Origin of the sequence: Chloracidobacterium sp. (genome assembly GCA_015075585.1) — a bacterium.
Lineage (GTDB): Bacteria > Acidobacteriota > Blastocatellia > Pyrinomonadales > Pyrinomonadaceae > OLB17.
Genome location: JABTUB010000001.1, coordinates 652252 through 665946, shown reverse-complemented (window position 1 = coordinate 665946; position 13695 = coordinate 652252). Strand labels below are relative to the sequence as shown.

Sequence of the window (13695 nt, the reverse complement as noted above, 5' to 3'; positions counted from 1 at the left end):
CTCTTTCGAGCAAAAAAAGCATTAGCCTACTGCTTGAACTTTATCGACCCGAGCACACGTTTGAGAGCGTCTCGGACGCCATCCCAACGGTTGAAATGCCAAACTCGGACCTGCCATCTTTCCGCTCCGCGAGCGACGAAGATGATATTGGTTCCGTCGTACGCCTGTGAGGCGGAGATCTTGACGGCCTCGCCGACATTTATCGGATACGGCTCGTTCTTGAATTCCTTCCAGCTCGTATCGTTCGCCATTATCTCCTTCATCTCTGCCAAATAATCAGCCGCGAATTTCTTGATCTCCGGCGCCAGAAGGTTCCCGTAGTTTCGATAGCTAACGTCGATGCTGAGGTTCTCCTTCCCCGGATCGCCCCATTTGCCGCATACTGTTTGCCCTTGCGAGCTGAGCTGTTGAACACACGAACCTTCGCCGATCTGTGCCGGAAAGTCGAACAACAGGCCCCCGAAATTAAAGGTCTTCCAGTTTGCAGGAGGAAGTTTCGAGACGCCGGCAACAACCGCACCTTCTTTTTGGAATGAGGCAACGATCTGATCGACCTTTGCGGCCGCGGCCTTGTCGCCCGCCGGATGCACGAAATTAAGCTGAGTGTAATCGGCCGGCTTGCCGAATACGATCATCTTTTGCCGCACTTGCTTCTTTTCGTACGGATCAAAGCGCTCCTGGTCGATCACCGCCGCGGGTTCGCCGAGGAATGTCGTGTCCTTGACGAACTTCGCACCTGCGTTTGGGTCATCAAAGACTATATTTACCGTCTCCTCCAAAACCTGCCGGATCGCCGTGAACTTTTGATCCCATTTCTGATACCTTACGGTCGCCCAGAGACCGCCGGCCTCCATTTCCCATGAGACGTTTGCGGTCATCGTCTCAAGCAGCGGATCGGGCTTGTCGCTCTTGAGAACGAACGGCAAGGGAGACTCGACACTCAGCCCCGTGCCCGTCAACGTCGTTCGTTTCCATTTGGAAGCGGCTGCCGGTACGGTCTTGACCGGCGCTGAAGGAGTTGGTTTTGCTGCGGCTATCGGTGAAGGTGACGGTTTGACAGATGGGCCATCGGCCGGTGTCTTGACTCCGGGAATGATGTCATTCGCCGCTTCGGTCAGGGTCTTGTCGCCGAACGGATATTTGATCTTCGCCTTTGCCTGAGCGTGGTTCGGGTTTATCTTTACGGCTGCCCAATAGTCGGCTTGGGCCTCGTCCGGTTTTCCGAGTTTGTCGTAAAGAAGACCGCGTTCGTAATATGAACGGGCCGCAAAAAGCCCTTTCGGGTCTTTTTTTATCGATGCCGTCAGATCGGCAATTGCCTCGTTGTCTTTGCCGGTTCGTTTGTAAATATCGGCGCGGTAGAAATACGCCATCGCCATTCCGCCAGTAACGCGAATGAGTTCGGTGTAATCGGCGATCGCCGCCGGATAATTCCGCAGGATCTTGTACGTACCGGCGCGCGTTATCAAGGCCTCCTCAAATCCCGGTTTTGCGTCGAGTGCCTTCGTGCATTCCTTTATAGCGTCGGAATACTTTCCGCCCTCAAAGCTCGCATCGCATTTCGCAAGAAAAGCCTCCGCCGTCTGTGCGTTCGCAGCTATGACACAAAAAGCAAAAACCAAAAGCCCGCTAAAAGTAATCTGCAGAATCCTCATCATTAGTATCTTCCTTGTTCGATCTGCGCCGCACGCAATTCATCCGCAGCCGCAAGAGCCGCGTTGCCTTTGAGCTTGTACGCGTATGCCCTCAGGCGATACAGAGCAGCTACACGCGGCGTTAGGCGTATCGCGATCTCGAGGTCCGCGAGCGCATCGTCCGCCTTTTGCATATTCAGAAGCGCGAACGCACGGTTCTGATAAGCAACCGCCCAATCAGGCTTCAGTTCGATCGATTTATCAAGATCCTTCTTCGCCTTCTTCCATTCTTTGAGATACACGTAAGCGGTTCCGCGATTGTAATAACCGGCAGGCTCGTTCGGATTCGACTTGATCAATGCTTCCGAAACATCGACCGCCTTCTTGTAGTCTTTGAGGTAATCGAGATAGATCGCACCGCGCTTCACGTGATAGTCGGCGGCGTTTTCAGGATCGGCCGAGGCAAGCTTCTCGTAGTAATCAGCAGCGAGCTGATATTTCCGCGCCTTTATCGCGTCCGCCGCGGCCTGCTTCATCTCGCCGGTCGTAACCGCGGTCGTGTCGTTGTTCTTCTTGGCTTGTTCATTCACCTGTGCGAGCGTGGTCCGATCGACGGGCTTTTCGGCCGGTTTGTCCGCAGGCTTCGCACCGCCGCGAAGAACCCGGAATTTTTCGGCCAGCATATCCGCGTAAAGGTCAAGCACCTTTCCGGCCGCCATCATATACATTTCCCGTTTTGCAGGAATGACGAGCGGTGTGAACGAATGCCGTTCGCTGCCGAATGCCTTCCCTGCGCGGTAGCTCGCACGTGCGGGATCCTCGCGGGGTTTTTCAGCGAATCCGATCCGTTCGGCGATCGGTTGCTCCGACGAATACTGGTCGAATCCGTTATCCTCGTTGACCATATACACATAGCTCCTCGTTACGTTCATCAGCCCGCCGATCGAGTAATCGCTGTAAAAATATGGGTCGCCATAGAACCATCCCTGCCGGTCCTGCTTCACCTCTGCGGAGAGCATTATCGAGGCAAAATCGAGAACAACATCGACGGTCATCAGATCGCCGCCCGTCGCTTTGGCGGTCTTTGCAAGATTCTTCTGCTGGCCGTAGCCGATGATCTCGACCGTCCCTTCGGGCTTCCAACGCACGAAGACCGGGCCGTCGTATGCGTTCATTGAGACCCAGGCCTGGCCGTTCTTGCCGTCAAAGTCTGCCCCCTTCTCCTCGGCTTGCTTCGATAGCTTCTCGGCATAATATTCCGTTTGCTTGATCGCATCGAAAGGCACGGTTTCGATACCGAGGGCGTTGAGCTTGCTCGCAAGCCGCGAATAGAAATTGTTCGTGAGCGTTTGAAGGTCGCCGGTGGTAAGGTCGCTGTCAAGATATACGGTCACGTCGGCAGAATTCCGATTCGCCTCTCTGGAGGCAGAGGTGACTGTCTTGAAATGCACACGAACTTGGCCAAGCGAGACCTTCTTCGTGTTCTTTGCGACCTTCGGCTTGCCGAACGTGCTGGCCTTGACGTACTTGAATGTCTCATCGGCGATGGATGAGATATTCTGCGCGTAGGCTATGTTCATGACAGCGAACACAAAAATAGCGGCGGAAATGATCTTTTTCATAGGTTCTTTAATGATATCCGTTAATTTTACACGGAAATGAATAGCGGTCAATATAAATTGCCCTCCCGTTTTCTGCCGGTCGCATCGACGTAAACCACCTTCAGCTCCGAATAGAAATCGAGCGAGGTCGAACCTTGCTCGCGTGCACCGATGCCCGTTGCTTTGATGCCGCCGAACGGTATATGGGCCTCGCCGCCGGTGGTCGGCGAATTGACGTGGGTCATTCCGCTTTCGATCTCGTTGACGAACCGTGTGATGTCGTTGTAGTCATTCGAAAAGACGGCTGACGAAAGGCCGTACTCGCAGTCGTTCGCGACCTCCATTGCCTGATCGAGGTCTTTGACGCGCAGGACCGAAAGAACCGGCCCGAATATCTCTTCGCGAGCGATCCGCATATCGGGCGTTACGTGGTCAAAAACGGTCGGTTCGACAAAGTAGCCGTTCTCAAGCCCTTCGCCCTCGGCACGCTTGCCGCCGCAAAGCAGCGTTGCTCCGTCCTCTTTGCCGATATCCATATATCGAAGCACCGTATTGAACTGGGCTTTGTCAACTGACGGCCCGATGTCCGTTGCGGGATCCATTCCTGAGCCAAGTTTGTATGCCTTGGCACGTTCGACGATCTTGCTGACGAAAGCGTCGGCGATCTTATCAACAACGACAGCTCGTGATGTTGCCGTACAGCGCTGACCGGTCGAGCCGAATGCCCCCGACGCGGTATGTTCAACAGCAAGGTCGATATCGCAATCCTCGAGCACAACGACAGGGTTCTTTCCGCCCATCTCGGCTTGGAAGGGAATGCCGCGTTTTGCGACCTGCTGATACAATTTGAAGCCGATCTCGCTCGAACCCGTGAACGAAACGGCCCGTACCGCAGGATGATTTACGATCTCATCGCCCGCAACGCTTCCCGAACCGATGACAAGGTTGAGTACGCCTTCCGGCACACCGGCTTCGATGAACATCTCGACAAGCCGCACTGCGGTTGACGGAGTATTTGACGCAGGCTTGAAGACGACCGTATTGCCCGCGGCAAGTGCCGGTGCGATCTTCCACACAGGTATCGCGATCGGGAAATTCCACGGCGTGATCAGCCCGACGACACCGTGCGGCTCCTTGATCGTATATGCCCAGTTGTTGGGCAGCTCGCTCGGCAGTGTCTCGCCCGTAAAGCGGCGCGCCTCGCCGGCGCAGAATTCGACAACATTGGTTGCACGCTGCACCTCGCCTCGTGCCTCGGCAATGGTCTTGCCTTCTTCGTGCGTCAACAATTGAGCAAGCTCTTCCTTTCGCTCCTCCATCGCACGTGCCATGAGGGTAAGCATACGGCCGCGTGTCGGGGCCGGAACCTTCCTCCACGACTTGAACGCGTCGTAAGCCGCCTCGATGGCCGCGCGGGCTTCCTCGCGCGTGCACATCTGGGCATGCCCGATAATGTCGTTGGTGTCTGCCGGATTGATATTTGGCAAGGTCTTACCGGATGTTGAGTCGATCCATCTTCCTGCAATGTAGCTGCGATACGTCGTCATAATTTTATGTTACTTTATTATTTGCCTTATGTCAGAGCCTTTTACAAGCGTCCGCGAACTGCTCGAAAGCCGCTCGTCCGAGTACGACGAGAAGGTCTTTCTCATCTCTGAGGCCGACAGCCGCGAGTGGTCATACGCCGCATTTAACAAAGCCGTCAACCGTACTGCGAATTTACTCCTTTCGCACGGCATCTGCAAAGGTGATGTCGTCAGCCTGCTGATGCCGAATTCTGCCGAATACATCATTGCGTATTTTGCATGCTGGAAGATCGGCGCATTGGCCGGCCCCGTCAATTCCCTGCTAAAAAGCGAAGAGATCGAATGGGTCATCGGAAACTCCGAGGCAAGGCTGCTGCTTCTAAATTCCGAGTACAGCGACACAGTCGCGCAGATAGAAAAACCGCCCGTTGTTGTTTTCGACAGTGTCGAGGCCGCGGCCGGAGGCTTCTCATCCGAACTTGCCGAAACCGAGCTGGATAACGATGACGAGGCGATCATCATTTACACATCGGGCACCACGGGCAAGCCGAAAGGCTGCCTTTTGACGCACGGCAATCTATTGGCAAATGCTCGTCAGATAACCGACTGGATGGGTTTCGGCCCCGAAGACCGCCTGCTTACGCTGATGCCGCTCTTTCATATGAACGCTGTTTCGGTAACGACGATGACCGCACTTTATGCGGGCGGGATGACCATCGTAAGCCCGAAGTTCTCGGCGTCCCGCTTCTGGGAGATAATTGAAAGGTACAAAGTTACAAGCTTCGGCAGCGTCGCCACAATGCTGTCGATGCTGCTGAATCGTGCCGATGACACCGCGCAACGCAGGTTCGAGCATCTCAGATTTGCGATGTGCGGATCAGCTCCGGTGCCTGCGGAAGTGCTGCGCCGCTTTGAGGAAGCCTTCGGCTGCCTTGTGATCGAAGGCTACGGCCTTTCAGAATCGACCTGCCGCTCGACCTTTAATCCGCCAAGCGAAAAGCGCCGGCCCGGCTCATGCGGACAGCCGATAGGCAATGAAATGGCGGTCTTTGATGCGAACGATAACGCATTGCCTGACAATGAGTTAGGCGAGATCGTGCTTCGCGGCCCGAATATCTGTAAAGCGTACTTCAAGAATCCGGAAGCGACCGCAAAGGCGTTTGCGAACGGCTGGTTCCATACGGGCGATATCGGCTACCGCGACAGCGACGGCTTCTATCACATCGCCGACCGCAAGTCCGATATGATAATCCGCGGCGGTGAGAACATATATCCGCGCGAGATCGACGATCTGCTTTATACGCACCCAGCGGTAGCCGCGGCGGCAGTGATCGGCGTCCCCGATGAGCTTTACGGCGAGGAAGTGGCCGCATTCGTCGTATTAAGGCCCGGAACAGAAGCTGATGAGGACGAACTGATCGCTTTTTGCAAAGAGCATCTTGCCGACTACAAGTGCCCGAAAACGGTACGCTTCCTCACTGAGATCCCGAAAGGGCCGACCGGCAAGCTTCTAAAACGCGAACTCGCACAACTATTTTCAAAGATGTAAAATTTAAGTTTCTGGTATGGGTAAGAAGCTTGGCATTGCGATCGTCGGGGTCGGTGGAGCGGTCGGGACGACCATGGCCGCCGGGGTTGAATTACTTCGCCAAGGTGCGATCGACCGCACGGGCCTGCCGCTCGCGGATATCGAAGCCGACGATATGGCAGCGTACGATGACATAGTCATTGCAGGCTGGGATCTATTTGCCGCCGATCTTGCCGCGGCAGCTGCAGATCACGAAGTTCTCTCGCACAAACAGTTCGTAAATGCAGAAGCCGCACTCAAGGCGATCACGCCTTGGCCGGCTGTCGGTGATGTACGGTTCTTGGCGAATATCGAAGGCTCGCACCGGCTTACAGACCATACGCATCGCTTGGTGATCGAGCGACTGCGTACAAACATCAGCGAATTTCGCTCGCGATGTGATTCGGTCGTTGTCATCAATCTTGCTTCGACCGAAAAGCTTGCGAGCGGCTACACCGAAGCGTTCTCATCGCTCAAGGCGTTCGACGCCGCTCTCGACTCGAACTCCGAAAACATCTCTCCTGCGATGCTCTACGCGTACGCTTCGATCGCCGAAGGTGTTCCTTACGGCAACTTCACACCATCGGCCGCCGCTGACATTCCTGCGCTTATCGAGTTTGCCGAGTTACGCGGTGTGCCGATCGCGGGAAAGGACGGCAAGACGGGCCAGACCTTTATTAAGACGGTTCTCGCTCCGGCTCTCCGAAGCCGCGCACTTCGCGTTGACGGCTGGTATTCGACCAATATCCTCGGCAACCGCGACGGGCTTGCGCTCTCGAACGAGGGATCTCTCGCCTCAAAGCTGATGACAAAGAGCAGCGTCCTTGACGAAATACTTGGCTATGACGTCGAGGATCATATTGTTGATATTCGCTATTACAGGCCGCGCGGTGATAACAAAGAAGCTTGGGATAATATCGACATCAGCGGCTTTCTCGGTCAGCAGATGCAAATAAAGGTAAATTTTTTGTGTAAGGATTCGATTCTTGCCGCCCCGCTCGCCATCGAGATCGCACGGTGTCTCGACCTTGCTCACACACAGGGCCGAAAGGGCATACAGGAGCAACTCTCAGTGTTTTTCAAACTGCCGATGACCGTATCAGGCAGTCCCGAACACGCTTTTCACACTCAAGAGCAAATGCTGCTTGACTGGCTTAGGAAATGATCATGTCTGTTAATTCACTTCAATATTCGCTACCTTCATCCATCCAGAGAATTTTTGACGAAAATGCCGCCGCTTGGCAGCAGAACAACGGCACCTCGCGGATCTGGGCAAAGGACGCAACGCTGTGGACCGGCAGCGATGAGGCCAAATGGCTCGGTTGGCTCGATATCGCCGAAAGGATCGCCGCAGACGCCGCACGCTACGCCGCATTAAGGGCTGATGTCGAAAGCTCGGGGTTCACCGACGTGCTCTTGATGGGAATGGGCGGCTCATCACTTTGCCCCGAAGTTCTTGGCGTTACCTTTGGTAAAACGCGCTTTCACATACTCGATTCGACCTCGCCCGCACAGATAAAGGCGGTGGAAGACCGGCTCGACCCGGCAAAAACGCTCTTCATTGTTGCCAGCAAATCAGGCTCAACGCTAGAGCCGAATTGCTTTAAGCAATATTTCTTTGACCGCGTATCGACGATCGTCGGTAAGGAGAATGCGGGCCGGCAGTTCGTTGCGGTGACAGACCCGGGATCATCTATGGAAAAAGCGGCTAAGGCCGACGGCTTCCGGCATATCTTTTACGGCGACCCCGAGATCGGCGGACGTTTCTCTGCACTTTCGGCATTCGGTATGACGGCCGCGGCTGCGATGGGCATTGACGTTGCCAAGTTCCTTTCAAACACCGCACCGATGACCGCTGCATGCCGCGCTGAAAGCCTCGCAGAAAATCCCGGAGCCTTGCTCGGCGTCATTCTTGGCACATGCCATATATTGGGCCGCGACAAACTGACGTTCTTTCCCTCGCCTGAGATCTACGATCTAGGCGCATGGCTCGAACAACTCATCGCAGAATCGACCGGCAAACGCGGCGTTGCGATCATTCCCGTGGACCGCGAACCCGGGCAGAAGGAATACGGAAGCGATCGAGTATTCGCATTTATTAGTGTCAATAATGACGATGCAATAAAGGCTCAGTTCACGGCCGTAACAGCTGCAGGGCATCCGGCCGTGCTTATCGATATGGACGACATTTCGACGCTCGGACAAGAGTTCTTCCGATGGGAATTCGCGACGGCAACCGCAGGTTCGCTTATGAAGATCAACACCTTTGATCAGCCCGATGTCGAAGCTGCTAAGGTCGAGGCGCGGAAATTAACGGATGAGTACGAAAAGGAAGGTAAATTGCCGGATGAGACACCGTTCTTTGAAAGTGAGGGCGTGAAGATGTTCGCGAGCAAGGAATACGGCGGCGAACTCGCTGCTGCGGTCACTGAACCTACGCTTGCCTCGCTGGTCGCCGCGCATATAGATAAGATCGGAGCGAATGATTACTTTGCGCTGCTCGCATTTATCGAGATGAACGCGTCTCATGAGGCCATTCTGCAAGCGATCCGGCAGAAGGTCTTGCGCGAGACGCGTGCTGCGACATGCCTGGGCTTTGGCCCGCGTTTCCTTCATTCGACAGGGCAGGCGTACAAGGGCGGCCCGAATACAGGCGTCTTTCTTCAGATCACTGCTGACGACCCGATCGACCTTACCGTTCCCGGTCAGAAATATACGTTCGGCGTGGTGCGTGCGGCACAGGCCCGCGGCGACCTGCAAGTGCTGATCGACCGCGGAAGGCGTGCATTGCGGATACATCTCGGCAAGGATGTTTCGGGCGGCCTTAGAAAGATCGAATCCATTATTTAGCTGACGTTTCGGGCGGCCTGTTCAACTGTGCCGCAAATTTCAAGAGATGTGTCTGAATCTGCTGCTGCTGTGCGGTTGCCGATAGTTGTCCATATTCAACATCGGCGGGGCCGATCGTTGTCTCGATATGCGTAAGCCGTTCAGCCGATGCGATAGATCGGTCAAGCTCGATCGTGTACCATCGCGGCATGGCCGCCTGATTCCAAACCCGCGCAACAACGCCCCGTCCGATGCCGTCCTCCGCAGGCTTCAAGGCCCAAAGGATCACGTTCGGATCCGAAATGGTAACGAATGAGAAACTTTCCGCCGGATACGGCCGTGTGCGCGTATCAAGGCCGTCTATCATCACCGGAACAAGCGGGTTCTGATGTTCGAGCGAGAACTGCATCGCCGACAACTGATCGAATGAACCGTGTGTCCGAAGTGCGAATCGCTGCATAAAATAGCGGTCGCCATTCTGATTCGGGATGCCGAGTCCGGGGCCGTCAACACGACCGCCGGCAAGCACGTTGATCTGCGGCGTCGAGGTGTCGAGTGATGATGCCGTGCTGGAGCCTAGCTTCATGAACGAGTCGTCCCAATTCGAGACAGTGATGCCGACATTCGACTGACCGCTCGTCATATCCGCGAAATGGTTCATCGTCAGCCAATCATACCTTGCATTCTTCGGGCTGTAATGGCCGCCGGCACTCATCAACTTTGCACGAATAACGGCTCCGACCTCTTCGTGCCATACGTCGGGCGAGTTAAGATCGAATGAAAAGCCCCAAGTCTTTGTATCACTGAAATTTGCCGTTATCTCGTTCTTGATATCGATACGGTCTAAATCGCGATAGAGCGTTACACGGGTCGTGTGCGCAACAGGGCTGGCCGAAATCGCGCGCAGCGTGATACTCACAGGGCCGGAGTTTTCGATAACGACGTTCCCTGAGCGGTCGCCGCCAAGGTCATTGATGACGCGCCCGCCGATATTGCGGGCGAATTCGCGATCGCTGCGTGTCTTGTCGATAAGGCTTGTGATCGAGCCGTCACCCGCAAGGGTCAGTTTGTAGCGCTCATTCTCGATCGTCGTACCCGATCCCGCAGGGCCGCCTGCAAATTGACCGGCGGCGCCCTCGCGTATCTCGTAAACCTTATATCCGACCGGCGGAATATTCGATGCGAGAAGCCTGATGGTTTGGCTGTTGCCCGTCCTCACCGGCTGCGACGGCACTTCGGCACCGGTCGAGACATCGACGATGCGGACCTTGTAATTGCCGCGATGCGGTATTTCTACGACATCGCTGCGCTGCCAGCTCAGCGGATTGAAGACAGCAAATCGCCGGTATTGGCCGGAGCGCGAGATCTGCTCGCCCAATCGCCGGGCGGCATCCATTGAAAGGCCTTCGACATAATCCGTCACCTCAGCCTCGACGCGTTTGCTCCATGCGGCTCGAGCAGAAGCCGACACGGGGCCGTCAGCCGTCCAATCGTGCTCAAAATACAGGCCCATATCGAGCATGGCCTTATCACGCTGAGCGGCACGCGCGGTCATAAAACTCGGGTCGTTCATCGAAACGAGCGTCGCCATTGCTTCGGCTGTTCGCAGCTTTTCGACTGCGCGCCGCAAGCGGCTCGTTACCTCGGCCATCGAGGCCGTAAGCACGTCCCACTCATTGCCGTACGCAGCCGCATACGTTTCGAGCTGCGGGCCGTACGCCGCCTCAAAATCACGGAAGAAATCCACCTGATCCGAAACGATGATCCTTCGATCCGGCGTGGTGTTCTGCTGCGCGACATCTACGAATTCATCACTCAAATACTGAAGGTCGTCGTGTCCGCGCCCGAATGCGCCGATCACCGGAAATGGATATTTTGATCGGAACGTTGGATTCGAATCCGCAAATTGGATCGAGGCCAGCGGGTCGAATGCCTCGGCGTAGCCGCCTATGTTCGTGTTGCCGCTAAAGAGTGAGTTCCATTTCATCAGCACGCGGCTGCCGTCGCGCCCGCCGGCGTAATAGATCTCTCGGTCACGGTCGTTCAAGTCCGCTACGGCTGTTGCACAGCCGCAAACTCCTTTCCATGAATACTTTGCACCGGAACCGGCCCAAAGCGACGGCAGGCCGTAGGGCAGCGTCTGATTCTCCATAGCGATCGCGAGCGGGAATTTTACGTTATGACGGCGCTCGATCAGGCCCGGATAGTACATACCGCGAAGCACCGCTTCGGTCGGCGAGCCGCCCTGCACCAAGGCGAGTGCATTCAGGTTGACGCTCATGTGCCCGTCACGCAGCCGCGACATCATCCGCTCAAATTGGGCCGCTGAACGATTCTTCTCGTACTCCCACATCCAAAGGCTGCCGTCGCAATTCCAACGCATCTGCCGATCGGAAGGGTTAGACTGCGTCGCGTCCATCTTATCGAGGTAATAATCGATCATCGTCAGAAATGCCTGGCGATAGGTGATGTCATCGGCGAGCCAAAAATAATCGGTGTGATCGTCGGGACCGATATAGAAGCGTTTCTGCGCGGGAACTGCCGTCGAGAAGATACAGAATATGAACGAGAGTGCTAGACACCGCCGGATCGCTTTCCTCATATTTGTCTGTATAGGTCAAAAAGGCCCGAAATTCCAATCAATTACTCATAATTTAGTGCCTCGACAGGGTCGAGTTTGGCGGCGCGCATTCCGGGATAAAGAGCGCCGATGATGCCGCTGATGATGCCGACGACGAGAATGCCGCCCACAAGCCGCGGCTCGATCTGCACTGTAAGCGTTGTCCAGCGCTCAAGAGCGGCAGTTAAAAGGAACGTGCCGACAAGCCCGAAAATGACGCCGCCGATGCTGATAAGCATCGCCTCCTTTATGATCGTCCACGCCACGCTGAGGTTCGACATCCCGAGAGATTTCAGTACGCCGATCTGCCGCGTGCGTTCCGTGACCGTAGTGTACATTGTAAGCAGTATGATAAGCGCACTGATGGCCCCGGCAACGCCGATGACAACGTTGAGGAAGACATTCAAAGCCGGAACGCTCTGCATATAAAGCTCTTCGATCTGACTTGTAAGAATGATCTGATCGTCGGGGAACTTCCCTTGCAGCCTTTCGGCCACAATATTCTCGTCAGCACCGGGCGTGATCTTGACCAAGATCGCGCTTGCTTTGCCTTCGCCGCCGAGCTGCTTTTGCATCGTCTCAAGTGGTATCTTTATCCTCGCTCCGGCGGCCGGCTCATAAATGCCGACAAGCGTGAACGAGCGGTCGTAGAGCGGGATCTGATCGCCGACGTTCAGCTTCTTTTGCGCCATCCACGCGCTGTCGCAGATCATCTCATCGCCTGACGGTCCGAGCCCGCGGCCTTTTATAACATCGAGGCCGGCAACCTCTGCATATTCATCAAAGTTCACACCGTCAACAAGTCTTGACCCCGTCGTTGAGTCGGTTACGGAAACGGTGTTTTGAGCGATCGCAATGGCCTTTTTTACGCCTTCGACCTTTTCGACGTCAGCCGTTAGCGATTGCGGAAGCCGCAGCGATTCCGAACCGGAAAGCCCAATCGAACCCGATGCCCGCATCATTATTTCGGCGCCGACATTCGCCTCACGCTGAGCACGCTCACGGAGGCTTCCGTTCGCCAGCCCTACCGTAAATACGATCAATAATATCCCGACGCCGATGCCGATGATCGAGACGACCGTCCGCATCGGGCGGTGAAGCATATTTGAAAAGACAAGGCTATTCATTACGAGCCGCTCGAAAGCAAATGCCAAGTGTACCAAACAGCCGCTTCCATATCTATTTCGCGGCAGCGGGCGTCGCAGAGCCGGAGGGCGCAGGCGGTTCAAGCATCTTTTTCAGTTCTTGATATACATTCTCGGTCATTATCTTTTCACCCTCTGCGTTGGGGTGGATGCCGTCGGCTTGGTTCAGGTCTTTATTCATTGCAACACCTTGCAGCAGGAACGGCAGATAATTGATCCGATTCTCGGTCGCAAGGTCCGGAAAGGCCTTCATGAACGAGCGCTGATACTCGATGCCCATCGTTGGCGGCGCGAACATCCCGCAAAGCAGAATACGCACATTCTTCGCCTTTGCCTTTTTTATGATCGCATCGAGATTTGCCTTCATATCATCGACAGGAACGCCGCGGAGCAGATCGTTCGCCCCAAGTTCAAGCACGAGTATCTCGACACGGTCCATCTCAAGTACCCAATCGATGCGCTCCGTTCCGCCAAGCGAAGTGTCGCCTGAAACTCCCGCATTGACGACCTCGTAATTGTATCCGGCAGCTTTGAGCTTCTCCTGCAGGAGATACGGATACGATTCCTTCTCAAGCAGCCCGAAACCTGCGGTAAGACTGTCGCCGAAAAGGACGATCTTTGGCCTGTCGGATACTAACTCAGGCGTTGCAAGAGGTTTCTTTTCAATTGCGTTAGGGTCAGCCGGCGGGCTTTGCCGCCCGCAGCCGATCAAAAGAAGTGCGAGAAAAAAGAAACAAAGCGGTATTGAGATGCGGCAAACAAAAGGCATACTT

At 55.2% G+C, this 13695-nt stretch carries 9 protein-coding genes; 3 read left to right on the top strand and 6 right to left on the bottom strand.

Annotation, left to right across the window (positions count from 1 at the left end):
* Nucleotides 1-26: 26 nt before the first annotated feature.
* From HS105_02990 to HS105_02980, 3 genes are read right to left on the bottom strand one after another with little or no spacing between them, the layout of a single operon-like run.
* Nucleotides 27-1655, bottom strand: a complete 1629-nt coding sequence (locus HS105_02990) for a tetratricopeptide repeat protein (protein ID MBE7515566.1) — start codon at nucleotides 1653-1655, stop codon at nucleotides 27-29.
* A 2-nt stretch (nucleotides 1656-1657) separates the two neighbouring features.
* A complete protein-coding gene (locus tag HS105_02985) occupies nucleotides 1658-3256 on the bottom strand; it encodes a tetratricopeptide repeat protein (GenBank protein ID MBE7515565.1) in 1599 nt (532 codons plus the stop codon).
* A gap of 47 nt (nucleotides 3257-3303) precedes the next feature.
* The gene (locus tag HS105_02980; protein MBE7515564.1) at nucleotides 3304-4782 is read right to left on the bottom strand and encodes an aldehyde dehydrogenase family protein; all 1479 of its coding nucleotides are present in this window, start codon (nucleotides 4780-4782) and stop codon (nucleotides 3304-3306) included.
* Nucleotides 4783-4810: 28 nt separating this feature from the next.
* Between HS105_02980 and HS105_02975 the strand changes: the two genes are divergently transcribed.
* The 3 genes from HS105_02975 to HS105_02965 are packed head-to-tail and all read left to right on the top strand — an operon-like array spanning nucleotide 4811 to nucleotide 9178.
* On the top strand, nucleotides 4811-6310 hold the full coding sequence (locus tag HS105_02975; GenBank protein ID MBE7515563.1) for a long-chain-fatty-acid--CoA ligase: 1500 nt from the start codon (nucleotides 4811-4813) through the stop codon (nucleotides 6308-6310).
* A 16-nt stretch (nucleotides 6311-6326) separates the two neighbouring features.
* Nucleotides 6327-7493: an inositol-3-phosphate synthase gene (locus HS105_02970; protein MBE7515562.1), complete on the top strand. Its 1167-nt coding sequence runs from the start codon at nucleotides 6327-6329 to the stop codon at nucleotides 7491-7493.
* Nucleotides 7494-7495: 2 nt separating this feature from the next.
* On the top strand, nucleotides 7496-9178 hold the full coding sequence (locus HS105_02965) for a bifunctional transaldolase/phosoglucose isomerase (protein ID MBE7515561.1): 1683 nt from the start codon (nucleotides 7496-7498) through the stop codon (nucleotides 9176-9178).
* Here the strand turns inward: HS105_02965 and HS105_02960 are convergent.
* Genes HS105_02960 through HS105_02950 form a run of 3 tightly spaced genes read right to left on the bottom strand, consistent with a single transcriptional unit; the run spans nucleotide 9171 to nucleotide 13691 of the window.
* Nucleotides 9171-11759: a glycoside hydrolase gene (locus HS105_02960; protein ID MBE7515560.1), complete on the bottom strand. Its 2589-nt coding sequence runs from the start codon at nucleotides 11757-11759 to the stop codon at nucleotides 9171-9173. The two genes, HS105_02965 and HS105_02960, sit on opposite strands and share 8 nt — an antisense overlap.
* Nucleotides 11760-11800: 41 nt before the next feature.
* Complete coding sequence (locus tag HS105_02955) at nucleotides 11801-12904, bottom strand: ABC transporter permease (GenBank protein ID MBE7515559.1); 1104 nt, start codon at nucleotides 12902-12904, stop codon at nucleotides 11801-11803.
* A 52-nt stretch (nucleotides 12905-12956) separates the two neighbouring features.
* On the bottom strand, nucleotides 12957-13691 hold the full coding sequence (locus HS105_02950) for an arylesterase (protein MBE7515558.1): 735 nt from the start codon (nucleotides 13689-13691) through the stop codon (nucleotides 12957-12959).
* Nucleotides 13692-13695 lie beyond the last annotated feature (4 nt).